General features: G+C 41.3%; 19 protein-coding genes, 1 tRNA gene, 1 pseudogene and 1 CRISPR repeat array (1 of these 22 cut by a window edge). Of the genes and pseudogenes, 2 read left to right on the top strand and 19 right to left on the bottom strand.

What is annotated here, in order from left to right:
• A CRISPR array of direct repeats spans positions 1-244; the repeat unit is 36 nt; unit sequence GTTTGAGTACCATACATTTTTACATCATTCTCAAAC; it reaches 975 nt to the left of the window's first position.
• Between the two features lie 63 nt (positions 245-307).
• From csn2 to NQ541_RS01525, 7 genes are all read right to left on the bottom strand, one after another.
• On the bottom strand, positions 308-976 hold the full coding sequence (gene csn2, locus NQ541_RS01555; RefSeq protein WP_005609674.1) for a type II-A CRISPR-associated protein Csn2: 669 nt from the start codon (positions 974-976) through the stop codon (positions 308-310).
• Complete coding sequence (gene cas2 / locus NQ541_RS01550; RefSeq protein ID WP_005609675.1) at positions 973-1,278, bottom strand: CRISPR-associated endonuclease Cas2; 306 nt, start codon at positions 1,276-1,278, stop codon at positions 973-975. The genes csn2 and cas2 overlap by 4 nt, the downstream gene beginning before the upstream one ends.
• A 4-nt stretch (positions 1,279-1,282) precedes the next feature.
• A complete protein-coding gene (cas1, locus tag NQ541_RS01545; RefSeq protein WP_005609676.1) occupies positions 1,283-2,155 on the bottom strand; it encodes a type II CRISPR-associated endonuclease Cas1 in 873 nt (290 codons plus the stop codon).
• Entirely contained in the window at positions 2,152-6,177 is a 4,026-nt protein-coding gene (gene cas9 / locus NQ541_RS01540) for a type II CRISPR RNA-guided endonuclease Cas9 (RefSeq protein WP_005609677.1), read from the bottom strand. Before cas9 ends, cas1 begins: the two co-directional genes overlap by 4 nt.
• A 626-nt stretch (positions 6,178-6,803) precedes the next feature.
• Positions 6,804-7,829: an NAD(P)H-dependent amine dehydrogenase family protein gene (locus NQ541_RS01535; protein ID WP_005609679.1), complete on the bottom strand. Its 1,026-nt coding sequence runs from the start codon at positions 7,827-7,829 to the stop codon at positions 6,804-6,806.
• A 190-nt stretch (positions 7,830-8,019) separates the two neighbouring features.
• Positions 8,020-8,871, bottom strand: coding sequence for a MerR family transcriptional regulator (locus tag NQ541_RS01530; protein ID WP_005609685.1), 852 nt, complete (start codon positions 8,869-8,871; stop codon positions 8,020-8,022).
• Positions 8,872-8,947: 76 nt separating this feature from the next.
• Entirely contained in the window at positions 8,948-9,217 is a 270-nt protein-coding gene (locus NQ541_RS01525; protein ID WP_044940183.1) for an FmdB family zinc ribbon protein, read from the bottom strand.
• A gap of 191 nt (positions 9,218-9,408) precedes the next feature.
• On the opposite strand from NQ541_RS01525, the pseudogene NQ541_RS01520 reads away from it, so the two are divergent.
• A pseudogene (locus NQ541_RS01520) lies at positions 9,409-9,960 on the top strand (transposase); the annotation flags it as partial.
• Positions 9,961-10,262: 302 nt separating this feature from the next.
• On the opposite strand, the gene NQ541_RS01515 reads toward NQ541_RS01520, so the two are convergent.
• The 7 genes from NQ541_RS01515 to NQ541_RS01485 all read right to left on the bottom strand — a co-directional run bounded on the left by NQ541_RS01515 (position 10,263) and on the right by NQ541_RS01485 (position 19,047).
• Positions 10,263-10,335, bottom strand: a tRNA-Lys gene (locus NQ541_RS01515).
• 396 nt (positions 10,336-10,731) lie between these two features.
• On the bottom strand, positions 10,732-11,868 hold the full coding sequence (locus NQ541_RS01510) for a BMP family ABC transporter substrate-binding protein (RefSeq protein WP_005609692.1): 1,137 nt from the start codon (positions 11,866-11,868) through the stop codon (positions 10,732-10,734).
• Between the two features lie 58 nt (positions 11,869-11,926).
• The gene (locus NQ541_RS01505) at positions 11,927-12,856 is read right to left on the bottom strand and encodes an ABC transporter permease (protein ID WP_005609693.1); all 930 of its coding nucleotides are present in this window, start codon (positions 12,854-12,856) and stop codon (positions 11,927-11,929) included.
• Positions 12,853-13,914, bottom strand: a complete 1,062-nt coding sequence (locus tag NQ541_RS01500) for an ABC transporter permease (RefSeq protein ID WP_005609694.1) — start codon at positions 13,912-13,914, stop codon at positions 12,853-12,855. The genes NQ541_RS01505 and NQ541_RS01500 overlap by 4 nt, the downstream gene beginning before the upstream one ends.
• Positions 13,904-15,421, bottom strand: coding sequence for an ABC transporter ATP-binding protein (locus NQ541_RS01495; protein ID WP_005609695.1), 1,518 nt, complete (start codon positions 15,419-15,421; stop codon positions 13,904-13,906). Before NQ541_RS01495 ends, NQ541_RS01500 begins: the two co-directional genes overlap by 11 nt.
• 18 nt (positions 15,422-15,439) lie before the next feature.
• Positions 15,440-17,185, bottom strand: coding sequence for an adenine deaminase (ade, locus tag NQ541_RS01490; protein WP_023921791.1), 1,746 nt, complete (start codon positions 17,183-17,185; stop codon positions 15,440-15,442).
• 80 nt (positions 17,186-17,265) lie between these two features.
• Entirely contained in the window at positions 17,266-19,047 is a 1,782-nt protein-coding gene (locus NQ541_RS01485) for an adenine deaminase (RefSeq protein WP_005609697.1), read from the bottom strand.
• A 744-nt stretch (positions 19,048-19,791) separates the two neighbouring features.
• Between NQ541_RS01485 and NQ541_RS01480 the strand changes: the two genes are divergently transcribed.
• Positions 19,792-21,075 (top strand): ATP-binding protein, encoded by a 1,284-nt coding sequence (locus NQ541_RS01480; protein ID WP_044940191.1) that lies wholly within the window; start codon positions 19,792-19,794, stop codon positions 21,073-21,075.
• 73 nt (positions 21,076-21,148) lie between these two features.
• Here the strand turns inward: NQ541_RS01480 and NQ541_RS01475 are convergent, their stop codons facing one another.
• From NQ541_RS01475 to NQ541_RS01455, 5 genes are all read right to left on the bottom strand, one after another.
• Positions 21,149-22,294 (bottom strand): PP-loop family protein, encoded by a 1,146-nt coding sequence (locus NQ541_RS01475; protein ID WP_044940187.1) that lies wholly within the window; start codon positions 22,292-22,294, stop codon positions 21,149-21,151.
• Between the two features lie 28 nt (positions 22,295-22,322).
• Entirely contained in the window at positions 22,323-23,087 is a 765-nt protein-coding gene (locus tag NQ541_RS01470; RefSeq protein ID WP_005609701.1) for a tRNA threonylcarbamoyladenosine dehydratase, read from the bottom strand.
• A gap of 185 nt (positions 23,088-23,272) precedes the next feature.
• Positions 23,273-23,782, bottom strand: coding sequence for a tRNA (cytidine(34)-2'-O)-methyltransferase (locus tag NQ541_RS01465; protein ID WP_005609702.1), 510 nt, complete (start codon positions 23,780-23,782; stop codon positions 23,273-23,275).
• The gene (locus NQ541_RS01460) at positions 23,775-24,833 is read right to left on the bottom strand and encodes an AIR synthase-related protein (RefSeq protein WP_005609703.1); all 1,059 of its coding nucleotides are present in this window, start codon (positions 24,831-24,833) and stop codon (positions 23,775-23,777) included. The genes NQ541_RS01465 and NQ541_RS01460 overlap by 8 nt, the downstream gene beginning before the upstream one ends.
• Before the next feature lie 368 nt (positions 24,834-25,201).
• Positions 25,202-26,917, bottom strand: coding sequence for a B12-binding domain-containing radical SAM protein (locus NQ541_RS01455; RefSeq protein ID WP_259936387.1), 1,716 nt, complete (start codon positions 26,915-26,917; stop codon positions 25,202-25,204).
• Positions 26,918-26,924 lie beyond the last annotated feature (7 nt).

The following is a 26,924-nucleotide window of genomic DNA, read 5'->3' as shown; positions in this document are numbered from 1 at the left end:
ATCCACTGCATGTTTGAGTACCATACATTTTTACATCATTCTCAAACAGAATCGGAGTTACAGGCATTATTGGATAGTTTGAGTACCATACATTTTTACATCATTCTCAAACGTGGAAAGTAAAACCTGTTGCAAGGATTCTGTTTGAGTACCATACATTTTTACATCATTCTCAAACAAAGATTGACAAGGGGCAATCATCACAAGTGTTTGAGTACCATACATTTTTACATCATTCTCAAACCTCAAATTCAAAAATGAAATGCCATCATTCGCATAAAATACAGGTACTCAAACTGTTAGGATGTTATATTTCACATCCATCTTTATCTATAATATACCTTGTTACACCCTCAATGCAATCTCTCGCACAGGTTTCAATCAATAAAAGCTGAATTTCCTGATACGTCGCTTCTTTTATTAATTCATCAATCTGCTGATTTGATAAATAACTTCGCAAATTAACAAATACAAAAAGCTTTTTCTTTAATAATCGTTCCACTATTCGCATATATCTCACAAGACGTTCTAAGAAGTTTTCTTCCAGTACCTCATATTTAATACCAAAAGCTTTAAATAATGAGGCAAAATCTATTTCATCCGCAAGATCAAGGATATAGTCTGTCTCCTGTTCAAGCTGTAATAAATACTCTTGCAGATATTGCTTCATTTCCTGGGTTTTCACATAGAATCGTTCGTCCGCAGTAAGCTTTTCCAATTCCATATAAAGTTTGCTGATCAGTTTTCTTTCATTTATATCTAATGCAAAAATATTAAAGATCAGCTCTACATTTTTAGAAATATCAACTTCTTTTTCATTATCTGATAATACGAATCTGCCTTCTTTTCCTTCCACCTGCCCTGCTAATTCCATTACATATTCTGAAAAGTATTCGGGTGATTCTATTACCCATTCTGTGCAATTAATTGCATCGACAAGAATACCTTCATTCAGGTTGATATGTACCAGCTTCATAGAATCACCAGCCTTTCATCTGTATCTAATACTTCACTTTTTGTCTCACCTATTACAATATCCATCTTTGCATACTGCTTTTCAGTTACCGTCAGCAGCTGGATCAAACCTTTTTCCGGTTTGTTCTTATGGACATTATCTACAATCGCCTTAACTGCAGTTCCATTTAATGCAAGTTTACAGTACACTGATTCCTGCAGCATAAGAAATCCATTCTTTAGAAGATATTTTCTGAATTTTCTATAGGCTCTTTTATTTTCACCCGTTATTACCGGAAGATCAAAAAATACTAATACCCTCATAAATCTATAACTCAATTTTATAAAATCGAACCAATGCACTGTCATCCTCATTCAATGCGTCAAATACACTTTTGCAATAAATTTTTATTGCATTACTCACATACTGGATTTTTCCGTCAATCTGTACTTCCTGATTCAGGATATCAACCAGCCACATTTTTTCTTCATGTTCAAACTGCTCCAGTTTCATTCCCAGAACACATTTATCCACTAGCGGTCTGAACGGTTCCATCAGATCTGAAGCCAGATTAAACTGATTAAACATATTATCATGAAAAAGTCCCAGTTGAGTTATATATCCATTTGCTACAATTTCCCTTGTAAAGGACGATAAAATAATTGAATATCCATAATTCAAAGCTGCATTGATAAGATTATCCTCTGTTCTGGTGAAATCAAGCCCGAATAATGCATTAAAATATACTTTTGCGGCATGTCCTTCCCTGTTGGTTTCATCATTCCATGCGATCTGCTGTAAATAAGATGACAGAAGCTCAGCTTCTTCCTTTCCCAATAATTCTAATAATTCTTTTTGCTTTCTGATTTTTTCAGATACAATTTCCGTCCAGACAGCTTCTTTTGTATTTTGTCTCCACGCAATCTGCTTACGAATCTTATTACTGGTATCATGACTTCCATAATAGCTGACCAGTTCTGATGACGGATTTCTTTTTTCATCACAAAAGATAACTTTAACCTTTCTTTTCGTCAGTTCTGCCAACAGACTGGTCGTGAGCGAGACTGCTGTAGATTCTATCAATACTACAGCAATCTCATTCAACGCTACTTTCGTCGTATGTTCCCCTCTCACCACCATAAATCCAAGTTGTAAATCTAATTTAGCTCTTTTGGTAATGACGATCGTCCGCCAGCTCATACTCTTAAAAGATCAATCTCTTTTTCATAAATTCCTGTAGGAGACTGATTGACAATAGAAATATTTTTACATTTACTGATATTATTATTCATGACCAGGATTCCTGCACTTGCCGGACCTCCGATCATTTTCAGATTTGCTGCTCCACTCTGACACTGGAATAAATGCAGAATTTCATACAACACCTGACACTTTGCTTCAACGGAGAGATCAATAAATTTCTCTTTTCCATTGACCAGCGTTTTTTCCTGTGAAGAGAGTCGCGCCCCATAAATACTGTGCCGGATCTTATCTAAAAATGTCTCATAAAGCTTCAGCAACTCTTCTTCTGTTATTCCATCACGCATACTGATCTTTACATTCTTATCTTCTTTCTGTCTCTGAATATATTTCACTACTTTTTTTAAAGTTTTCATATCCTCTTTTGATAAAATCAGTTGATTTGCACCTTTAAAAATCAACTGATTACTAGTTCTTCCAGAAAGCCACATATAAAATCCATCGACTTTAAATAAAGTATCAATTTTAATCTTTTTGATCAGTATTTTCGGCTCTCTCAATCCACGTTCTTCCATCAGATAGTTTCTGGCACTTTCCATATCTTTTTCCACTCTGTCTTTTAGATAAATTGGTACGAACTCAATCGTTCTCTGCTCTTTTCCTTTCTTATCTTTTGAGCTTACAAGCATAAAATAAACTCCTGCTGCCTTATTATATCCTCCGTATTTTCCGATATCCCGCAATCGTTCATCACTTTCTTTGACCGGCACCTGCCCCTTTCCTTTTTTCAGAATCTGCTGATCAAATAATCCACCTTTTACTTCATAGGATCGACGCGTCACAAGAATATGATTCTTCTCCATCATGGCTCTGACCTGAACAATAGAGCCACTCTTTCCCGCTTTCCAGGCGATTTCTCCATCTCTCGCGACATCCCATATAAACATTTTTTCAAGATTATATGTTCGCCCCGGATTTTCTTTCACAAACCATGCTGCATTTTTTGTAAATTTTACAAAATAAACATTTCCTACAACAATATTCAGGTAAGCATCTTTTGCATGATGAAGATCATTCATGTCCCTCACTTTAATAAAATCAAAATCCTGCCTGAATTTTGAAACTGTCTTTGCTTTCACATAAACAATTTCCGTATCAGGAAGAATTTTCTTTAAAATTTCAGCAACAGCTTTTGTACTCTGTCGCGTTTCAACGATCTGACGCTCAATAAATCCTGCCAGTTCATTGGCATCCAGAGGATTATTCCGAACCAGGCGGTCATATTTTTCTTTTGGAATAAATCCTCCTGTCAAAAGGGATTTCCAAAATGGCATCATTTTCTTTTGAATGTCTGCTGCGATCGGATAAGTATCTGATTTTTTGGCATTGTATTCTTTTTTTACCAGTACCCGGTTCTTCAGACTATCATCCATCGTTTTAGACTGTGGGTAAATATGATCAATATCATACTTTGTATTATCCCATAAATCTTCCAGATCGATCGGCTCACCGGAATACATACATCTGCCTTTCTGTGTATAATATAAATATAATTTATCACTTCTTAACTGGTGTTCTTCATGCTTCTCAAGACTTGTACATAAAGCTTCTATCCATTCCGGCTCTTCCTTTTTACATTTTGTGTACAGATCTGACAGCGTCTTTTTTCTTGATTCCGTCCTCTTATTTTCCTGCTTTTCTCTTGCCATCTCAACAAAGACTCTTTTTGGCTTTTCTCCCATAACTTTTTCAATTTCCTGAATGATCTGTAATGTCTGCCAGATCTGTCTTTTCACAGCAGGTGAAACATACAGATCTTCTATTGTCTGATACGACACTTCCGGATCCGCCTTTTCCTCATTAAACTCCTCTATCCTGTCGGAAAATTGATATTCTTTGCTCAACAGTTGCATGAAATTATCATTCGTCTCCCACAATGCCGTTATGATATTCCATACCTCTCCAGTTTCCGGTGCAGGCACAGTCACTTCTTCCAATAGTTTTTTTGACAATCTTCCCCATCCTTTATATGAAAGTGCAGTGACTGTATTAATCTGCTTTTCGGTAAGTTGCGGAAATTTTTTCTTTAGTCTTTGCTTTAAAAGCTTCTTATCATCACCAAACAGCACAATATTTAATATGATCTCTTCTTTTTCTTTCTGCGTAAGTTCCACATCGATCAGCTTTTCTTTAAAATCATGATACGCTGTCAATGAGCCTTTAAAATCTCCATCTATCCCCGTCAGTTCTACATTTTTCCCGGCGATTCCCTCTCTGATCAGATAAGATTTCAGTTTTTTCTGAGTCACTTTACGGCTTCTGCAAAAAACGTCTCTATAAATCTTCTGCTTCAATTCTACAGATATTTTCTGTCCATCCAGCCGAAGATTATTTAACTCGTTCAGAACCATAAATTTACTGTAAAGCAATGAATCTTTCGGCAATACATCTTCTCCGATCAGATAAGTGCATTTATTCGTCATACGACGGATAAAATTTTCTGCACTCTGCTCCACATCAATTACATTTTCAAAATTCCACGGATAGATTTTCTCAGTACTTTTTCGCTCTGCCCACGCAAATTTGGAATTTTCTCCATTGCCTGTCCTAAGTGGTCCCACATAATATGGAATCCTGAAACTAAATAATTTTTCTATTTTTTCTGCATTTTCTTTTAAAAATGGAATTTTATCGCCCAGATTATCTAAAATCTTCTTCAGTTCATATTTATGCACCTGGTACGGAATAACACCATTATCCTTATTTACCTGCTTTGGCAGAAAAGAATCCTTTTCAAGCTCACTTTGCAGATACATTTTAGCTTCTTCATCCGGCAGCTTTACAACAATATTCTTTTTCAAGAAATCCATAAATTCTTCCCTGCTGCACCGTTTCCCCTCAAGCGATACCTTTTTTCCGTTCTTCTTCGTCATGCCAATATACGCCGGATAATTGTTCAACTTATCCGAACTTTCCACAAATACAGCATTATAAACTTCTTTCGGAAAATACTCTTTTACGACAGCTTTCAAATACTTCAGATCTGCTTTGTGCTTTTCATACGCTCTGACTTTCGCATCAGAAACAGACGTACTTCCTCCCAAAATATCTGAAAGAATCGCCCAGTCATACACGGCTTTTGCAGACTCCACGATATAGTACAGCTCACCAAGTTCCATTTCAACGACAGCCGCATATTCCTCATATCCATTATCCGCAAAAGAAATCTTTGGTCTCTCTCCTTCATTCAGTTCTTCCATTCCAAACAGATCACTCAGTTTTACTGTTCCACCTGAAAGCAATGTCAAAAACGCTTTATCCCGGACATTTTTTGCATTTAATCCTTTTACCAGTTTCGACTTTTTCGCTGAACGGGTAAGATTTTTATCTTTTAACGTTTCCTCAATCATCTGAACCGCACTTTCATCCAGTTCAATTTCAAAATCCATCTCTTCATTTCTGATATTCTCAATAAACTGATTGAATGTATTTTTAAATTCCGTGACCTGACTGATATCACCGGAAAGAAGAAAATGTCCCCGATGCTTCATCATATGATGCAGTGCCAGATAAACAAGTCGCATATCCGGAGTATCTTCCGTCTCCATCAGCATCTTTCTTAAATGATAAATTGTCGGATACTTTTTATGAAAATCCTTATCCGTAAAAGTCTTGTCCACAAAAAGTGTATACGGAAGTTCCGGGCAATTTCCCTGTATATCTCTTTTATCTTCCGGATAATATTTACTCTCTTTCATTCTCAGGAAAAATCCAGGATCAACCCGGCTGATCTCTTCTGCAAAAATCTCCTGCAAAATTTCAATCCTCCATCCCCGTCTGTCCAGTCTTCTCCTTCCTGTTCTGAACATTCTCCGCTCTTCCGCAGTCTTAGCACTTTCAAAAAGTCTTACGCCCCACATTGCTTTTCCGTGACGTCTGAGGATTTGATAGCTTTCATCTGTTACAGCCCATCCAACTGATCCAGTTCCCATATCAAGTCCTACATAATACCCTTTTCCCATAAACTTCCTCCTTCGTTCCTTTTTCTTTCTTTTCTTTGGCTTCTTTTTCTTTGCACTCTTTTCTTTAATCTAGCTATTGACATTTATCTTTTTCACTCTTATACTAAAACTGTATTAGTACCATACTAATTTACATCATAAGTTCAAATAAGAATTTTTTCAAATCGTCACATATGTGACCCACAGAGTGTGGATGAGCCTGTTATACAGGCTCTTTTTTTATCTATTTTTATTTTCACCTACTAAAAAAGGTAATAAAACCCCTGAAAGTAAATCGTTCAAAATCTTATCACCACTTTTTCATTTTATCATGAACGCCTCTTTTTTATCAACCGTGAAAAGATTCCTGCCACCATTCTGCTGTTTCCGTCCTTATTTTACAACAAATGCTGTACAATAAAGTTCCCTTCTGCATGATAATTGATTTTATGGTTACTGTTCACTGAACAGTAACTCAGGATCAGATTATTCGCCTTTCTCTCCCTGCATCACTTTATATTTACTTAGATATTATGCAGGAATCTCGCAATAGGTAGCAAAAAGACCCTGCTTAAAAAAGCAGGATCTCATTTTTAATCTTATTTTCTTTCTATTCTTTTCATCTGTAGAATACAGTCTGCATCTGACTACAGATAAAATTCCATCGGATAGGTCGGATATGCAATTTCCTCCAGCTGATCCATCGTTACCAGTCCTGCCGGAGCAAGAAGCACTGCCGGGATTCTGTTAACGATCGTTGCACAGGTATGTTCCACTGTTGCCGGTTTTACAACATGAAACTCTGTGTCCGGTTCTCCCGTAATCTTCCAGTCACACATATCTCCATCGTCTGCTCCGTACACCTTTCCGATACACTGCGTCTCGATGACCGGTCCCTGGAATGTCTCCGTTGTAACAACTGCTGCCATACCGATACAATTTCCCTTTGGAATCGTCGCATCCAAAGTAGATGAATACAGATCTGTATCATGAAAATATGGCACACATTTCTGCGTCTGGCTCTTGATCGTCCATCCCATCTTTGAAGCAAGTGCCTCATTGGAATTCCATACATAAGATGGCTCTATCTCTTCCGGATGTGCAATCTGCTTTTCAAACTCTTCCGGCGTCAGACCTACACCATGTGCTTTGGCAAGTGCCAGTCCATAATCCTCTACATTATAACTTACTGCACCTTCAATCTTCTCGATCTTATGGCATCCACCGGCTACCATGCCAACCATATTTACCCAGAAAATATCTTCCATACCACTTCCGACAAATGTACAGCCATTCTCTTTCGCCGTCACATCCAGAATATTCGCTCTGACAGGATCTGTCGTCCAACAGTAAGTTGCCTCCTCACAAGTTGTGATAACGCTGATTCCTCTGCTCAGGCACTTCATATAGTGAGGGAAACATTCACTTACAAGACTAAATAAAGTAACAACTGCAATGTCTGCATCTGTATTGTCCAGAACTTCATCGGCATTATCACTTATCAAGATTCCGGTCTTTACACCCAGCCCTGCATAATCGCCAATGTCCATTCCGACGATTGCAGGATTACAGTCAATCGCACCAACGATCTGGCATCCGGTTTCATAAAGATAACGTAATGTATACTTACTCATCTTGCCGCATCCATACTGAATTACTTTAATTTTCTCCATACTGACCTTCCTCTCTGTACTGCTTTCATCGCCCTGACAGACACCGGATCAAGCAGTACCGAAATACCAGTTTCTGTCTTAACAAATTCCTTTTATCTTCCTTTTCATTTGTTAAATTTTTATCTAAGTTCAGTATAAAGTCTGAAGTAACTTGAGAGTCAATCATCTTTTGTCACAGAAATCCGACAAATTATTTGTTCATTTTTACAGGAATCTGGAGCCGCAAATACATGGCTCTTTTCCGTTCATTAAAAATATGCATTTCCATGATCTCTTCACAGATATAATCTCCACAGATTTCATAGTGGTTCTTTTTACAATATTCCAACAGCCTTGCAGCACACTCCTGTTCTTCATCAAAATCTTCCGTATAAATACATGCATACATTCCATTTTCAATCTTCTGTACCCTGTCCTGAAGCGGAAAATTATCATCTACGAAAATAAAAATCTCATTAGAATAAAAAATCTGCTCTTCAAACCTTCTCCGGCTCATCAACGTTCCCGCATTACAATAGTAGACCTGTGGAATGTCGCATTCCATCAGCTTATTTTTCAGTTGCTTCAGAATCAGTTCGTATGTATCAATATTGTAATCATAAAAATTCTTATCCACCGTCATGGAATAAATGGTACGATCCGGAATGTACTCCAACGTAATAGTTCCACTTGCAGGGGATTTTTTGTAACGCTTGATCGATGCCACAGTCCGGTCGATCGCCTCCATTTTAAATTTCAGCTCCTCCATCTCCTGCAGTGTCTGCTCTCTTTTCTGCATCAGTACATCTTCTATCAGATCCAGATCTTTCCGGTCAAGGATACTCTTAATCTCTTTTAATTCCATTCCCAGCTCTTTCATATACTGAATCATGTCCAATCTGGCATTCTGCTTGATATCATAATACCGATAATGCGTCTTTTCATCCACATAACATGGGGTAAGCAGCTTCATTGAGTCATACAGCCTCAATGTCGGCACAGTTGTCCGGTTCATCTTCGCCATCTCTCCGATGCTGATATACCCTGTCCTTTTTTCGTCCATTTCTGCCTCCTGAAAATCCTCATACTCTTTTTAGCTTATGTATAGCTCATCAGGAACTCTAATGTAACATGAGAGTTTAAATCCAGCTTTCATCCCCTCCGGTGATCGCAAGGCTTAAAAGAGTATCCATCTTTTCAACCTCTTCTTCTCCTTCGATCTTCTCCAGCAATTCTGCTGTATCAATGACATTTTCCATTGATTCATCCGGTCCGATTTCATAATCAATCTCTGACTCACAATCAGGACACGCAATCTTTTTCATCGTCTGCAAAGACAGAAAACGATAACCACACTTTTTACATTCATAATAACCGCACTCTTTCGTGCCGTTCGGTACAAAATACATAATTTTTCTCCTTACTCTTACATTATTCATTTAGGCGTTTGCGAAACGCCAAAAGCCGCATAAATACGGCATTTTTTGTTGTTAAAATAAAATATCTCCTCAAGATTTATGGTAAAATAGAGTTGCGAGAAAGTATCAACCAATCCACCTAAAGGAGATATAGCTACATGATAACACATAAGTAGCTCTCTTTGGCAGAAGTTTTTGATGATTGCCAAAATAAATTCGACAACAACAAATACCAGTTCCTTTCACTTCTTGATGAAACCATTAACCTTGATGAAATTGTTCTTGTTTCTTTTGTTACTCATTTCCACGCTTCAACCGGAAGACCTCGAAAGCACCAACTTTATCCAATGCTTAAGGCTTTTCTGATTCAGCGTATATTCTCAATCCCGACTGATACGCTCCTGATTGTTTTCTTGAAATACTCTCAGGAATTACGTGATTTCTGTGGCTTTGATGTTGTTCCTGATGCCTCAAAATTCACCCGTTTCAAACAAGATTTCCTGATGGACTTACAATCTATGTTCGATCACATGGTTGATATTACCGAACCGATCTGCCAAAAACTTGACCCTCATCTGGCGACTATGACTATCTTCGATACCTCTGGCATTGAAGCCCGGGTCACTGAAAATAATCCAAAATACGCAAACCGTATTATCAAACAGTTAAAGGCTTTTGCAAAGGCAAACAACCTTGATAAAAGCTATGATCCTTATAAGGCTGCCTATGGCTCATCCGGATATCGTTGTGGAAAAGAATCTTCGTGCCTATCCCGGAGTTGAACGAGGTTCGACAGAATGGGAAGAAACTTATAAAATCCGTGTAAACGTTGAAAAGTCCATCAACCACTTTAAAGAAGTCTATCCTTGTTTTCAATCAAGATTGCGAACTTGTTTCGCAATTACCTGGTAATACCGTTCTTTGATTTCCATTTTATCGTTATTTTTCACAATTTTCCAGCGATATTCTTATTTTTTCAGGCACAAAAAATCACCGTCCCCACAGCTCCTACGTCTGCAAAAACGATGATCACTAGTGCGCGATCAGGGGTTCGAACCCTGGACACCCTGATTAAGAGTCAGGTGCTCTACCAACTGAGCTAATCGCGCTTCTCTTAAGTTGTATGTCCTTTCCTTAAGACAAGAGTTATTATATAATAGTTCTTTCAGGAATGCAAGCACTTTTTTTATTTTTTTCAAAAAAATATTTTTTTTGAATTATATCTACAATTTGCTAAAAAGACCTGCTGAATCTCTGATGTGTATCCCCGACAAAACAGAGACTCTTTCCTTTATCGGCATCTCTGCATATTCTGGTAGTCAAATCTCCAAGACTTCTTTCAGAGAGATCTCGAACGGATCCTTTACCAGCATCTCTGCATATTCTGATAGTCAAAGGGCAGACGATCCAGTCGAACCGTCTGCCCTTTGATTTTCTGATCTTTTCTGATTTTTTCAGTCTTTTATTCTGACTCTGTTTCTTCTTAAATGTCCACCTGGGAGTTATTATTTCTTTCCACCGATAACATTATCTACAAAGAAGTCCTGTGCAAGGATATCATCATCAGACATTACTTCTCCGTCTTTTACAAGTACATTTCCCTGATCGTCTTTCAGTTCTCCGGCATAAACCTGTACGTCACCATTGTTGATCTTCTCACGGAGTTCTTCAACTTTATCCTGGATTTCCTGTGGAACAAGGTCTTTATTGAACGGAGCCAGTGCAGCACACTCGCCTCCTTCATAATAGTTTGCTGAAATATCGATTGTTCCATCTGCTGTCTTTTTCATGATATCCTCAAAGATCGGAGCCCAGTTCCATACAAAAGATGTAAGAACTGCCTTCGGAGCTGATGCCTGCATATCTACGTTATAACCGATACAGAATGCACCATTCTCTTCACAGGTCTGCGGAACAGCAGGTGAAGAAGCTTCCATTCCCATATATTTGATTCCATTGTCAATCAGTGTCTTGGCATTCTGAGATTCTACATCAAGATCATACCAACTGTCAGCCCAGAGTACCTGAACTTTGGCATCCGGATTTGCATATTTTGCGCCAAGTGCATAAGCATTGATTGCTGTACGGACAGATGCCTCATCCATACTTGCACAGAAGCCAAGCTGATTAGATCCTTCATTCATCAGTGCTGATAAGTAACCTGTCAGGAAATCTCCCTCATATCCACGGATCTGGAACTCAATGATGTTATCATAAACATCGTTACTCTGCTGTGCAAAGATAACATCCGGGTATTCCTGCTGAAGCTCTGCAAGGATTGCCGAATATCCCGCAGAACATCCGAAGATAATGTCTGCACCTTCATCTACAAGCTCTTCCACTGTAGACTCGATCAGGGATGTATCTTCCTCTGAGATCTCTTCCATTGTCAGAAGATTTGTCTTTGTATCGATTCCAAGATCCTCACAGGCTTTTACAAGACCTTCATGCATAGACTGAGCCCAGCCGCCATCATCAATAACGGAATATTCGATCTCACCGATCACCAGCTCCGATACATCTTTGGTTTCTCTGTCTGAACCGGATGATTTATCTTTTGAATCTCCATTAGATCCACATCCTGCCACAAGACTTGCTGTCAGGGCTGTTACCATTAATAAGCTAAGTAATTTCTTTTTCATTTTGTCCTCCTCTTTTTCCGGTTTTTATCAATCTTTTTATTTTTCTTTTCAGATCTTTTTACCGGCTTTCACGATCATAAGGTTTTGCAAGAGCTGCCGGCTCTGCGGTATGCTTCTTTCTGAAGTTTCCTGTTGAAAGTATAAATACGATCACAGTTGCAATGTACGGAAGCATACTGTATACCTCCGTTGGAACAGACGGCAGATAAATCTGCAGATTACTTCCGAGACAACTGATAAATCCGAAGAGCAATGCTCCCCACATCAGCATGACCGGATTCCAGGATGAAAATGCAACCAGTGCAAATGCGATCCAGCCTTTTCCGGCTGTCATTCCGCTGTTCCAGAAGTTTGTATTTGCCAGCGAAACGCACGCCCCGCTGATCGACATCATCATGCATCCGAAGATGATATAACCATAACGCATCGCAAATACATTTTCTCCCGCTGCGTCCAGTGCTGCCGGATTTTCCCCCAACGCACGCAGCTTCAGTCCATATCTTGTCCTGTAAATATAGAACATAGATAATGGAATGATAAAGTACATTGCATATGTCAGAAGATTCTGTTTAAAGAAAATATCTCCAAGCACAGGAATCTTAGAAAGTACAGGAATTGCGATCTTTTCAAACTTCAGATTGGCAGCCACACCGGAAACATCTTTTCCAATAAATCCACTCAATCCTGTTCCAAATATCAGCATTGCCATACCACATACAGTCTGATCTGACTGCAGCGTTACGGTAAGGAATGCAAATGCAAGACCTAATGCAGCTCCGGTCAAAAGCACGACCAGAAATGATAAAAACAGATTCTGTGTGTGAACTGCAGTGATATAACCACTGACTGCTCCCATCAGCATCACCCCTTCAACGCCAAGATTCATGATACCTGCACGCTCTGAGAAGGTTTCACCGATCCCGGCATACATGACGGAAACTGCATAGACGATTGCTCCCGAACATAATGAAATGATTAATGCGATCATGCTTTCACCTCCTTATTTACAACAATCTTATAACGCTGGAAGAAATCTCCCGCAATCACAAAGATCATAACTGCTCCCTGGATCATTGTCGCGATCTGCGTCGGCACACCCAGGATCTGCACCGTAGCACTGCTGTTCTGCAGTCCCGCAAATAAAATTGACACGATCACGATCACCAGCGGATTCAGGCGGCTCAGATAAGCGATGACGATTCCGGTATATCCGGCATTGTTCGGCATCTGCTCCATGATGCGGTGTGAAACTCCCGCATACTGTACATAGCCGGCAAGTCCGGCAAGTCCTCCACTGATCACCAGTGCAAGAATGATATTTCTTTTAATATTGATTCCGGCATATCTTGCAGAGTTCTGACTGCTGCGGATCACTGATAACTGATATCCGTCTGTTGTATACTTATATGCAAGGAAGATTACAACCGCTGCCACGATTCCAAGAATGATTCCGGCACTGATTCCATTGATCTCAGGGATCTCAAGTCCAACCGGGATCCTCTTCGTCTGACCTACATTCTGTCCCGGCATTTTCCATGGACCAAGAACAAGGTAACTTAAGATAATCAGCGCAATGTAGTTGAGCATCAGAGTTGTAATACTCTCATTTACATTCCAGTATGCTTTCGGGATCGCACAGAGCAAGGCCCAGAATGCTCCTCCGAGGAAACACATCACTGCCAGGATGATTCCTCCTCCGATTCCACGGATCTCTGGTCCGTAAAGTACAAAAGCTCCACCGAAAATCGCTCCCATGGCATACTGTCCTTCTGCACCGATATTATTCAGATTCATTTTAAACGTCAGTGCCACACCAAGTCCGCAGAACATCAGTGGCAGGCTGGCATTGAACATTTTGCGGATTCCTTTTCCTGAAAGGAATACTTTATTGAGCATCTTCCCGTAAACTTCCAGCGGATTGAACCCTACTGATGCAATGATAATTCCACAAAATGCAAATGCGATCAATGTAAAAAGGATGGACGTAAGTACGATACGAATCGTACTTACTGATTCTCTTTTTTCTAAACGTAGTTTATTTCTCATAGTGTTCACCTGACATCAGCCTTCCTATCGTATCGTAATCTGCTTCTTTGCGGTCGATGACTGCCATCATCTCACCGGAACAGAGTACTCCGATCCGGTCCGACATCTGAAACAGTTCATCCAGTTCCTCTGAAATAAGAAGCACAGCAACACCTTTCCTGCACTGTTCCAGAAGAATCTCATGAATGGCTTCTGCCGCACCGATATCCAGTCCTCTTGACGGATAGACTGCGATCAGAAGAACCGGATCTCCTCCGATTTCTCTCGCAACTAACAGCTTCTGCTGATTTCCTCCTGACATCAGGGACACCGGACTTTTATCTCCGGCAGTCTTGATATCGTACCGTTTAATTTCTTCCTGTACGGTATCGTGGATCACTTTTTTCTTTAAAATATGATGTCTGCTGAATTTCGGCAGATCAAATTCTTTCAGAATACGGTTTTCTTCCATATTCATTCCCGGAACCAGTCCCATGCTCAGTCTGTCTTCCGGAATGAAGCCTACTCTTTTCTTCACGCGTGCTTTTGCACCCTGTGTTGTCACGTCTTCCCCGTGAATGGTGATGGTTCCGCCTACTACTTTTCTCAGTCCGGCAACAGCCTCTGCCAGTTCTTTCTGACCATTTCCTGCAACCCCTGCGATTCCAAGAATTTCTCCTGCATGGATATCCAGTGACACATTTTTGATTGCCATCAGATCTCTGTCATTTTTTACAGACAGATTTTCCAATTTCAGTACAACTTCCTCTCTGCATGTGCCACCTTCATTTTTATGAGGCTTTAATTCACGTTCTCCTACAACTGCTTTTGTCAGGCGTTCTACAGTTGCTTCTGATGCCGGCATGGTATCTTCCACCTCACCGCCTTTTAATACGGTGATGCGGTCAGCAAATTCCATAACTTCATTCATTTTATGGGAAATAACCACTACGCTCTTTCCACTGTCTGCCATCCGACGCAGCACACGGAACATTTCCTTTGCTTCCTGTGCGGTCAGAACTGCGGACGGCTCATCAAGAATCAGGATCTCTGCCCCACGACAGAGCAGTTTGACGATTTCAACTCTCTGCTGCTCTCCGACAGACAACTGCCAGATCAACGCAGACGGGTCTACATTCAGATGAAACTCAGAAGACCATTTTCCGATCTGTTCTTCCATTTCTTTTTTATTGAGGATCAGCTTACAGTCCGGCATATACAGAAATACATTTTCTGCTGCCGTCAGAGTCGGGATCAGGCGGAAATGCTGATGTACCATTCCGATTCCCATATCGACTGCATGCCTCGGTGAACGAATGGAAACTTTCTTGCCTTTATAATAGATTTTTCCATGGTTCGGCTTGTAGATTCCATTCAAAATATTCATCAGGGTACTTTTACCTGCACCATTTTCCCCGAGGAGTGCATGAATCTCCCCGGGATACAGTGTCAGATCTACATCTTTGTTGGCGGTCACACTTCCGAATTTCTTTGTGATCCCACGCATTTCAAGAATAGGTTCTTTCATTTGTTCTTTCTCCAATGCTTATGCTTCAACCGGTATAAATGAAAATGTCGTTACATCAAATAATCCCATATCTGTCAGTTTTACTTCCGGGATTACTGCAAGAGACATAAAGCAAAGAGTCATAACCGGCTCTACATCTCCGGCGATCCCAAGCTCTTCATATGCTTTTGCATGGATCGCTGTCAGCTTTTCATCGACCCATTCTCCGCTCTGGTCGCTCATCAGACCTGCGATCGGCATTGGCATGCTTTCCAGTACTTTTCCTTCTCTTACAAGAACCATTCCACCCTCCTGGGCGATCAGGCTGTTCACCGCAAATTCCATCTCTTCGTCACTGACTCCGACAACAATGATGTTGTGAGAATCATGAGCGATAGACAGGGCAACTGCTCCGGCTTTGATTCCGTAACCTTTCAGGAATCCACAAGCTACATTTCCTGTTCCCTGGTGTCTTTCCACTACGGCTACCTTTACGATATCTTCTTCCGGATTTCTTACAAATTCACCATTCTCATCCAGTTGGATCTCTGCTGTATCTTTGGCAGTTACTACACCACCCGGAAGGATCTTGATGACATTCACTTTATTAGATTTTAAATGCATTTTGAATTTCTCTGCTGAGAAATCTTTTACAATCACACTTCCCTTTACTGTGGAGATATCATAACGTTTGATCTCCGGGAGATACTTTCCTTCCTCTGCGACCAACGCACCCTGGATGAATACACGGTTCACATGGAAATCTTTCAGATCATCCAGAAGAACTACGTCTGCACGGTATCCCGGTGCAATGGCTCCTCTGTCTTTCAAGTCAAAGCACTCTGCTGCATTCAGCGTTGCCATACGGATCGCTGTCACTGCATCCAGACCTTCTTCCACGCAGATACGCAGATGATTGTCAAGATGTCCTTCATGAAGGATCGTCTTCGGCTGACGATCATCGGAGCAGAGCAGACATCTTCTGCTGTTCTCAGGTGTCACGCCTTTAATCAGTGTACGAAGATTATGGCAGGCAGAACCCTGACGGAGCAGGATATACATACCACGGTCAAGACGGTCATTCATCTCTTCTACAGTAGAGCATTCATGATCTGCTGCAATTCTTGCTGCGGCATAAGCATTCAGGTCTTTTCCTGCAATTCCAGGTCCATGTCCGTCAACGAATTTTCCTTCTCTTTTTGCTACGATGATCTTATCAAGATCACTGTCTGCTGCATTGATCACACCTGGGAAATTCATGAACTCACCGAGTCCTGCGATTCCTTCTCTTGTAATAGGCTCTTTCATTGCCTCTGCATCAATAACTGCTCCTGAATGTTCCCATGGAGTTGCCGGTACACAGGATGGTAATTCATACTTCACATCCAGCACTGTATTCTCGGCTGCCTTCATCATATAATCCAAACCTGCGATTCCACATACATTTACGATTTCATGTGGATCTGCCATGATCGTTGTTCCACCATGTGGTACAAGGAGACGTCCGATCTCCTCCGGACATACATAGGAAGACTCGATATGGATATGGCTGTCAATAAATCCCGGTGCGGCATATCTTCCCTCTGCATCGATCACTTCTTTTCCTTCGTACTCTCCGATTCCTGCGATCTGATCTCCTGAAAATGCAATATCACCTTCCTGGATCTTGCCTGAAAATACATTTACGACCTTACAGTTCTTGATAACAAGGTCAGCCGGGATTCTTCCTGCTGCCGTGTCGATCAGTTTTTTTAATTCTGCTTTCATTGTTGCTGCATCTTTCATAATTAAACAGCCTCCTCCTTCTCTCTTTTTATTTTCCCTCCCGGATGCTCCCACACCCGGTCGGGACTTCATAATTATAATTACTTTTCACGTACTGCAAGTACCGGCTCAAACGTTGTCAGATTTACATAATCAACCGGTCCTACATCTGTGATCGCATAATCCGGGATTGCTGTAATCGGCAGGAAGAACATATACATCATCGGATTCGGCAGATCTGAACCAAGGCTTCTTGCTGCCTGGTCGATCTTTTCTTCCTGTGCCCTGATCTCTTCCGGTTCAGCATCACTTACGATTCCTCCAACCGGAAGCGGAAGGAACTCTACGATCTCGCCATCTGCAACAACGACCTGTCCGCCGCCCTGCTCGATCACATAGTTTGCTGCGATAGACATATCTTCTGCACTGACTCCCATAACAACCAGGTTGTTATCATCCGGTGCTGCTGAAGAAGCCATTGCTCCTTTTTTCAGTTTCCAGCCTGAACAAAATGCAAGAGATTTATTTCCATTTCTTCCGAAACGCTCCAGTACGGATACCATTGCAACATCCTGTTCCGGATCCGGCTGTACGATACCGTCTTTTACCTGAAGGACAACATCTCTTCTCTTGCGGACAAATGGTCCTTTGACATCCATTGCAAGGACATCTGCCTCACCGTTCTGGATACTTGTCTTATATTCAAAATCTTCTTTTGTCGTAAGCTTACACTTTAATGCACCTTTTAATACGCTGCTTCTTGCCGGTGCTTTCAGGTCATAAGTCAGCTTGTGGTCTTCCGCTACCATCTTACCATTTGTCATGACTTTGCATACTTCAAATTCTTCAATGCTTTTTACGAACAGGATATCTGCGATTCTTCCCGGGCAGATGGAACCGATCAGATGATCGATACGGTAAGCCTCGGCACTGTTGATCGTTGCCATCTGAATGGCTGTCATCGGCTCAACACCTGCCTTGATCGCAAGACGTACTACATTATCAAGATGTCCTTTTTCAAGGATATCTGTTGCGGTTACGTCATCTGTACAGAAGCTGACTCTTCTTGCAAAAGCTGGATTTACTTCTGTCACCGCTTTGATATTTTCCTCAAGGAAATGTGTTACACATGACTCACGGATCAGCATGTGCATTCCCTTTCTCATTTTCTCTACTACTTCTTCGTGTGTGTAGCTCTCATGGTCAAGACGAACACCTCCACAAAGATAACCATTCAGATCATTACCTACTGCCATTGGTGCACATCCAAAGACCGGAAGACGGTTCTTAGAAGCTTCTACGATTGCTCCAAGTGTATCTTCATCTTCCTCCTGCAGGAACTCACGTACCGTTTCCCATACTCCATAGCACTCCGGCCATTTCTGTACTTCTTTGTGAACTTCTTCTGTGAAGTTAAATGCAACGGTTGATTTCGGGATCGTGTATGGTGTCTTATAAGGAGCACCCCAGAACACTTTCAGCGGACTCTGCTTCATCTCGGCAAGTACTTCCTGAAGTCCCTCCAGTCCTGAAACAGAAATGTATTCGTCCAGTCCTGAGATCATGCTGGTTGTTCCTCTCGGTACAACTGCCTTTGCATAACTTGTAATACTCATCTTGCTGCACTCACTGTGGATATGTCCGTCGATCATACCCGGTGTCAGATAATATCCTGTAGCATCAATGATCTCTGTCTCTGGTCCAATGTAATCTTCTACATCACCTACTGCTACGATCATATCATTATATACTGCAACATCTGCAGGATAGATCTCGCTTGACATTACATTTACCAGTTGTCCGCCTTTGATCACTTTGTGAGCCGGAACTTTTGCACGGCCTGCACGAATCAGTTCTTTGAGTGTCTCTTTTGTCCTTTCCATACCGGGACCTCCTTATACTTTTGAAAATATGAGAAGCACGCTTTACGGGTTTCTCAGGTTATCGTGGCACCTGCCAGGGTCTTGCTCAGACACAGACTCTGATCTGTCGCTCACGTAAATAAAAAAGATACATTGACCGAATCATCGGCTGAACAGGTTTCCCGTCCTGCAATGCATCTTTGAAGAATTTTCAACTTTATATAATTAGAGCCGGCAATGATCCCTGAAGATCATAACCTACAATGTAGATAATAAGCATATTTCCGGCTCTTGTAAATAAATTCATTGATTATATTTTCTTCGTTACATTGATAAGTGGGGCTAATAATTTTTATGATGCCAGGGTCAAAAGGTCTAAGCCCACATGAGCTTGCTCATAGGTGGGTGAAAGACCTTTTGACCCGCCCCGATATGAGCATAAAAGTGGGATGATAATCCCACGATATGCGAATATTGGGTAGGATTGTGGGAGTGCGTAGCACGGAGCAATCCGTAGGCATCAAAGTCGGGGGCTTTTGACCCCGACATCATTTTATTCGACAATTTTCTGCTTTTAAAGTATTACAGGAAAGCAGACAGGAATAATTTTTATCATATTTGTATATATTATTTATAGCCGTCTTTCTTAATAGACAATAATATTCTAATAGTGTCTTGTGAATAAGACACTATTTATAATAATTTGTCTTGTGGAGGAAAATAATTTAATATATAATGGTCTTATATGATGGAGGTGACAATATTATGAACAGAGATACCCTGAAGCAGATCATGATCGATCAAAAAGAAATTTATCTCAACAATCCTATGATACCAAGACACTATTCACTGGAAGATAATGTAAACTATTGCTTTGTCGGTATCCGGAGAACCGGAAAATCTTATATGATGTATCAACAGATAAAACGGTTGGAAGCAAATGGTGTTCCATTGTCCCAAATTGTTTACGTGAACTTTGAAGATGAACGTCTTCTGGAAATGACAGCAGATGATCTGAATACCATTTTAGAAATCGGACTGGAAATTTCCGGGACAGATACAAAGCCTTATCTGTTTCTTGACGAAATTCAGAATATCAATGGATGGGAGAAGTTTGTCCGCAGAATTGCAGACATGAAATATCGAATTAATATTACTGGAAGCAACAGTAAGATGCTTAGCAGCGAGATAGCTTCTACTTTAGGTGGACGATTTGTAATCCTGAATGTCTATCCATATTCTTTTTCCGAATACCTCATTGCAAATCATATGGAAAAGAATTACCTGGATGCAATCAGTACCAAAGACCGGGCTGACGTCCTGAACCGATATAATGAATATGTAACTTATGGGGCTTTCCCTGAATTAGTCGAAATCAGAAATAAAAGAACTTTTTTGAACAGCATCTATCAGACCGTATACCTTGGAGACATTATCACAAGAAATAAAATTACCAATGACTTTGCTGTGAGACTCATTCTAAAGAAGATCGCTGAATCCATTACAAAACCTCTGTCTTTTAACAGGCTGACGAACATCTTAAAAAGTACCGGAACTTCGATTGCCAAACAGACTGTGATTAATTATGTAGGATATATGACTGATTCTTACCTGCTTTTTACTCTGCAAAATTATGCAGCAAAACTGGTAGAAAAAGAAACTTCTCCCAAATACTATTTTATGGATACCGGTCCCCTTGGACTCGTCCTGCTGGACTGTAAGTCTGCCCAACTGGAAAATCTTGTCGCCATCGAACTGATCAGACGTTACGGTACTGAAAATGTATATTTCTTTGAAAATAATGTCGAAATAGACTTCTACGTTCCATCAGAAAAACTTGCGATCCAGGTCAGTATGCAGGTTCTTGACAATATCGATACCAAAGAACGCGAAACCCGGGCATTTGTTAAGTTAAATAATTTCATACCTGATTCAAAATGTATTCTTATAACCAATAGCGAGGAAGCCACTTTGAATTGCGATGGTATTGAAATCGATGTTGTTCCTGTCTGGAAATGGCTGTTGGAGGGGGAAGGGAAGAGAAAATAAAACGGGGCTGTCGCTTTAATCGTGATATGCTCCCTCTTCACAGCTCTTTTCATTCTTTTATAATCCACTTTTTCTACCGATCATATTCATCCAGGAAATGGTGTTTCACTCCCTTTTGCTTATACGCTACGATCGTATCCAGATTCACGTTCTCCACACTCTTGAAAATATTTCCCTCTACATATGGATTCACTTTTTTCAGTCTTGCGATCAATTCTTTTGTCTCCATCCTCTTGGACTGATTTTCTTCATTATTACATGTCGTACAGGTATCTGTAAATTTACATGCACACTGAATGAAATGCAGATCATTATAATCTCTCCATGCCTTGATGGCATCTTCCCGGACGAGATACAATGGACGGATCAGTTCCATTCCCTCAAAATTTGTACTATGCAGCTTCGGCATCATCGTCTGAAACTGTGCGGAATAAAGCATTCCCATCAGGATCGTCTCAATCACATCATCATAATGATGTCCCAGTGCGATCTTATTGCATCCCATTTTCTGTGCATGACTGTAAAGATAACCACGCCTCATTCTTGCACATAAATAACATGGGGATTTTTCTACATTGTATACAGATTCAAAAATATCTGACTCAAAAATCTCGATCGGAATCTCCAGTCTTTTCGCATTTTCCTCGATTACCTGTCGGTTTGCCGGACTGTAGCCCGGATCCATAACAAGAAATTTCACTTCAAAATCAAACTTATTGTGTCTCTTTAACTCCTGGAAAAGCTTTGCCATAAGCATAGAATCTTTTCCACCGGAAATACAGACTGCGATCTTATCTCCCGGCTTCACCAGTTCGTATTCATTGATCGCTTTTGTGAATTTGCACCAGATACTTTTGCGGAATTTCTTCCTTAAGCTCTGCTCTACGTCCTTTGCAAAACTGCCTTCTCCGGCTTTTTCAGCAGCTTCTTTCTGCTTCATATTGTCAATCAGCCAGGCTATATATCCGCCTTCAAGGCTCTCCGCATCGATTCCTTTTTCACTCAGTTCCTCTGCTACATCTACACTGTATTTTCCTCTGCTGCAGCAGATCACCAGCTTTTTGGAGAAATCTATTTTCTCATTTCCCTCAATCTCCTCTGTTGCCACAGCAACTGCTCCCGGAATCGCTCCGTGACCGATCTCCGTCTCATCTCTGATATCAATAATCTGATAACTGTCCGGATTCATCCTGTTCAGTTCTTCTATTGAAATACTCATCTCTTTCTCCTGTCTTCTTAACCGTATCTTATTTTTTTGATACCTGTGCAAGATCTTTGATCACTTCACCTGCAATGATCAGCCCTGCAACCGATGGTACAAATGCCACACTTCCTGGAATATCTCTTCGCTCTGTACACTTATGTTTCGCTCCCGGCGGGCAGATACAGTTTGTCCGACAACTGATCGACATATCCTCCAGCGGTCTTGTCGGCTGCTCCTCTGAGTAAACGACTTTCAATTTCTTCACGCCACGCTTTTTCAGCTCCCGACGCATCACTTTCGCCAGTGGGCAGACTTTCGTTTTGTAAATATCTGCTACACGGAATGCACTCGCATCCAGCTTATTTCCTGCTCCCATACTGCTGATGATCGGAACATTTTTCTCTTTGCACTTCATGACCAGTTCGATCTTTGCCGTCACAGTGTCCACTGCGTCAACCACATAATCATATTCTTCAAACGGAAACTCCTCGGCATTTTCCGGCAAAAAGAAACACTTGTGCATCGTCACTTCTGCCTTTGGATTAATCTCCAGGATTCGTTCTTTCATCACATCCGTCTTGTATTTTCCAATTGTCTTTCTTGTCGCTATGATCTGACGGTTCAGATTCGTCAGGCAGACCTTATCATCATCGATCAGATCAAATGCTCCGACTCCGCTCCTCACCAGTGCTTCACAGACATAACCGCCTACTCCGCCTATTCCAAAAACCGCAACCTTTGCATTTGCCAGTCTGTCCATTGCTTCTTTTCCGAGAAGAAGTTCTGTTCTTGAAAACTGCGTCAACATATTTTGTTACTCCTCATCCTGTCCTGTTAATTTTTTTCTTCTATAATTAAATATCTTTTTTCTTCACACCTTAAAAGCAGGCTGTATTATATACCAGACTGATAGGTTTGTCAATGATATGCATCTTCTCTCGAACCATCTGATCCTGCCGCTGTTTACAAACTTCCGTATTGAACAACGACCTGTTATTCACCGGTCTCTGATTTCCAACTCAGTTCATGGAGATGCCCGTTCAGATTCATTCCCTCAAATCCGTTCTGTCTTAATGCCTCATATAATACGATCGCCACTGAATTTCCAAGATTCAGTGAACGGATATCCCCGATCATGGGAATCCTCATACAGTCTTCTTCATGATCTACAAGAATCTCTTCCGGGATTCCCGCACTTTCCTTTCCGAACATAATATAACAATCCTGTTCGTAATCCACTTCTGTATAGACCTTATGTGCCTTTGTCGTTGCCATATAGATCTTTGCTCCCGGATTTTTATCCAGGAAATCCTGATAATTAATATAAGTTGTTACATCTAAATCTTTCCAGTAATCCATCCCCGCACGCTTCAGGGATTTTTCATTAATTCGGAATCCAAGCGGCTCGATCAGATGCAGTCTTGTACCTGTCGCCACACACGTTCTTCCGATATTTCCTGTATTTGCCGGGATCTCCGGCTCAAAAAGTACGATATTAAGCATGTTCTTTCCACCACCTTGCCAGTTCATCTGCTGCCGGTCTGTCTAGATACCGGGTTTCTTCTCCATTTTTTATCACTCTTGCATTCTGATCTTTCATGCATCCCAGCCGTACTGCTGATACACCCTGCTCTGCAAGACATGCGATCACTTCTTCACTCTGCCCTGTTACAAGTAAAAAACTTCCGGCTGAAGTCATCAGATAGGGATTCAACTGATAAAATTCGCAGATTTCTACCGTTTCCTGCTTCAGTGCAATCTTTGAAAAATCAATATCAAATCCGGTCTGCAATTCTTCGCCCAGCTCCCATAATGCTGCCAGGATTCCGCCACTTCCGATCTGCCTGATGTCGGAAACCTGTTCTTTTACAGAGAGGATCTGATCCGGGAGAACCAGCTTTTCCCGCAGAAGTTTCGCCTTTTCCAGGAAAACCGGAACAAATCTTGTCCCCAGTTCCTCCTCTGACTCATCTAAAATACGCAGCGTCCCTTCCAGTCCGGCATAACCACAGAGAAGAAGCTCCTCTCCTGCCACAGTCATTTCCTGCTCTCTAATCGCAGTCGATTTTTTTTCCCCGACCGCAGTTGCCGTTACTACCATCTGCGTCACGAAAGAACTCGTTTCCACCTGTATCTGACAGATTTCAAGATTCATTTTTTTGCAAAGCTCTCCTACTGTATCTGTCAGATGCTTTACATCTTCTTCCTGCATCTGCTCCGGCAGGATTGCATGAATGGAAACGCCTTCTGCCATAACTTTCTGTGAAGCAAGCTCACCTGCTGCTTTTATGACTGCGTATGCTCCGACGTTCGCATTTTTCCCACCGGCAGATGCTGTACTCCACACAGTCATCCGTCCTGTTTCGATCTTCTGATCTTGTTCTGTCTTCTGATCTTGTTCTGTCTTCTGACTTTGCTCCGTCCTCTGGATCTGCTGTTCCAGTTCTGCACATTTCTGTTCCCATGCCATTTTTCCAACGGTACACTGCTTTTTTTTCAGCGGTTTTCTCACGGAACGATTCCATGCTGCCTGCGTAATCTTTCCTAATCTCATTTTCCTGCCTCTTCCTATATAAGATACGGAATCACCATGGTCGCAACCATAGCAAGAATCACTACAAGAATAATTACTGAGATCAGTCTTCTTACTTTCTTATCATAAAAATTCATTTTTATTTCCTTTCCATGTTCACTAAAATATTTCTCATTATACCATTATCTTATTCATGATGCCAGGGTCAAAAGGTCTAAGCCCACATGAGCTTGCTCATAGGTGGGCGAAAGACCTTAGGACCCGCCCCAATATGAGCATAAAAGTGGGATGATAATCCCACGATATGCGAAGATTGGGCAGGATTGTGGGAGTGCGTAGCACGGAGCAATCCGTAGGCATCAAAGTCGGGGGCTTTTGACCCCGACATCTTATTCATTAGAAAAGCATACTTCATAAGTTGCCGCATTCTGACTCAGCCGGCTTCTATTCCTGTAATCAAAGAGAAGATATTTTCCGTCAATTTTTTCAAGATGCGTCATCTTGCGGAGCTGCCTTGCATCAAAGCCGTCATATTCTTTCAAGTATCTGTGGGTTTCTGTCTCTTCCCTGTAAAATGCAGTCATCTCTTCTTTCGTGACCTGGTTCTCCCCTGCAAATGCCGGACGATTTTTTACATTTTCCCGCAAATACAGATCCAGCGTCAGCCACTCTCTGTAGCTGTCTGCACGATCCGGAATCTGCGTCCTGATAAACTGCCACAGATTTTCATACCGTGCCAGCCGGGAATGGTTGATCCCGAACAGTCCATTTTTTTCATAATATTCCCCCAGCTCCACATACAGATCAAACGGAGACGGGAACTCCTTCACAAGATGCTCCATCGTATTCGCAAACTGCCCGCTGTTATAGTGTACTTCCACCATCTCTTCTACTTTTTTCAGACGGATCACATCCCCATACGGGAGCCAGTCGGTAAACAGTACTTCATAAGGCGGACGATCCTGCCACACCAGTCCATACGCTTCTGCATTATCATACATAAAAGAACCGTGAAGTACTTTCAGGAATCCAAGCTGCAACTGATCCGGATGCATTGCATAGACCTCATTAAATGAATGTCCGAAACTCTCATAATTCTCATAAGGAAGTCCTGCAATCAGATCCAGATGCTGATGCACATTTCCTTTTTCTCTGATCCGCTCTACTTTCGCACGTACCTTTTTCAGATCCATTGTTCTGTGAATCTCCCGGATCGTCTCCGGGTTGGCAGACTGGATTCCGATCTCCAGCTGGATCAGTCCCGGACGCATCCTGCGGATCAGTTCGATTTCCTCCTCATTCAGAAGATCTGCTGCCACCTCAAAATGAAAATTTGTAATGCCTTTATCATGCTCCGTTATATACTTCCAGATCGCCATGGCATGGTCATGCTTACAGTTAAATGTCCTGTCCACAAATTTCACCTGCGGCACTTCATGATCGATAAAAAACTGCAATTCTTTTTTTACCAGTTCTATCTTTCTGAACCTGAGACATTTATCTATGGAAGAAAGACAGTAACTGCAGGAAAATGGACATCCTCTGCTGGACTCATAGTAAATGATCCTGTTCTGAAAATCTTCGATATGTTCATATACAAAGGGTACGGTACTCAGATCCAGGATCGGACGGTTCTCAGTTTCAATTATTTCCCCATTCTCATCCCGGAACATCAGACCCTCAATATCTCTGAGCTGCTTGCTTTCCTTTAATTTCCCATAATATGCAACCAGTTCTGTAAAAGACTCTTCGCCCTCGCCTTTCATGATCCCCTGCACCATCGGATAGTTTTCCAGCACCTCCCTGGCATTGTAGGAGACTTCCGGGCCTCCCAGCCAGATGGCAGTCTTCGGAAGGATCTTTGCGGTCTCCCGGAGGATCTGTCCCACCTCCGTTATATTCCACAGATAACAGGACAGGCAGAGTACATCCGGGTTTCTCCGGTAAAGATCCGTCAGGATCTCATCAAACGGCTGATTGATCGTATATTCCGCAATGGCAATCTCACTTTCAGGATACCTTTCTTTTGCATAAGCTCTCAGACAGTATACCGCTAAATTGGAATGAATATATTTTGCATTGACTGCAGCAAGTAAAACTTTCACTCTCTTC

The sequence above is a fragment of the [Ruminococcus] lactaris ATCC 29176 genome, assembly GCF_025152405.1.
In the GTDB taxonomy this organism is placed as follows: domain Bacteria; phylum Bacillota; class Clostridia; order Lachnospirales; family Lachnospiraceae; genus Mediterraneibacter; species Mediterraneibacter lactaris.
Note: the sequence above shows the minus strand (reverse complement) of the source record. Positions and strands in the feature narration are given on the sequence as shown.

What these genes read in the sequence shown, in the direction of transcription:
- cas2 (WP_005609675.1), bottom strand. Translation starts at nt 1,278, where the DNA reads ATGAGGGTATTAGTATTTTTTGATCTTCCGGTAATAACGGGTGAAAAT.
- NQ541_RS01460 (WP_005609703.1), bottom strand. Translation starts at nt 24,833, where the DNA reads ATGAGATTAGGAAAGATTACGCAGGCAGCATGGAATCGTTCCGTGAGA.
- NQ541_RS01480 (WP_044940191.1), top strand. Translation starts at nt 19,792, where the DNA reads ATGAACAGAGATACCCTGAAGCAGATCATGATCGATCAAAAAGAAATT.
- NQ541_RS01505 (WP_005609693.1), bottom strand. Translation starts at nt 12,856, where the DNA reads ATGATCGCATTAATCATTTCATTATGTTCGGGAGCAATCGTCTATGCA.
- NQ541_RS01470 (WP_005609701.1), bottom strand. Translation starts at nt 23,087, where the DNA reads ATGTTGACGCAGTTTTCAAGAACAGAACTTCTTCTCGGAAAAGAAGCA.
- csn2 (WP_005609674.1), bottom strand. Translation starts at nt 976, where the DNA reads ATGAAGCTGGTACATATCAACCTGAATGAAGGTATTCTTGTCGATGCA.
- NQ541_RS01510 (WP_005609692.1), bottom strand. Translation starts at nt 11,868, where the DNA reads ATGAAAAAGAAATTACTTAGCTTATTAATGGTAACAGCCCTGACAGCA.
- NQ541_RS01465 (WP_005609702.1), bottom strand. Translation starts at nt 23,782, where the DNA reads ATGCTTAATATCGTACTTTTTGAGCCGGAGATCCCGGCAAATACAGGA.
- NQ541_RS01530 (WP_005609685.1), bottom strand. Translation starts at nt 8,871, where the DNA reads ATGGACGAAAAAAGGACAGGGTATATCAGCATCGGAGAGATGGCGAAG.
- NQ541_RS01475 (WP_044940187.1), bottom strand. Translation starts at nt 22,294, where the DNA reads ATGAGTATTTCAATAGAAGAACTGAACAGGATGAATCCGGACAGTTAT.
- cas1 (WP_005609676.1), bottom strand. Translation starts at nt 2,155, where the DNA reads ATGAGCTGGCGGACGATCGTCATTACCAAAAGAGCTAAATTAGATTTA.
- ade (WP_023921791.1), bottom strand. Translation starts at nt 17,185, where the DNA reads ATGAAAGATGCAGCAACAATGAAAGCAGAATTAAAAAAACTGATCGAC.
- NQ541_RS01525 (WP_044940183.1), bottom strand. Translation starts at nt 9,217, where the DNA reads ATGTATTTTGTACCGAACGGCACGAAAGAGTGCGGTTATTATGAATGT.
- NQ541_RS01500 (WP_005609694.1), bottom strand. Translation starts at nt 13,914, where the DNA reads ATGAGAAATAAACTACGTTTAGAAAAAAGAGAATCAGTAAGTACGATT.
- NQ541_RS01485 (WP_005609697.1), bottom strand. Translation starts at nt 19,047, where the DNA reads ATGGAAAGGACAAAAGAGACACTCAAAGAACTGATTCGTGCAGGCCGT.
- NQ541_RS01495 (WP_005609695.1), bottom strand. Translation starts at nt 15,421, where the DNA reads ATGAAAGAACCTATTCTTGAAATGCGTGGGATCACAAAGAAATTCGGA.
- NQ541_RS01535 (WP_005609679.1), bottom strand. Translation starts at nt 7,829, where the DNA reads ATGGAGAAAATTAAAGTAATTCAGTATGGATGCGGCAAGATGAGTAAG.
- cas9 (WP_005609677.1), bottom strand. Translation starts at nt 6,177, where the DNA reads ATGGGAAAAGGGTATTATGTAGGACTTGATATGGGAACTGGATCAGTT.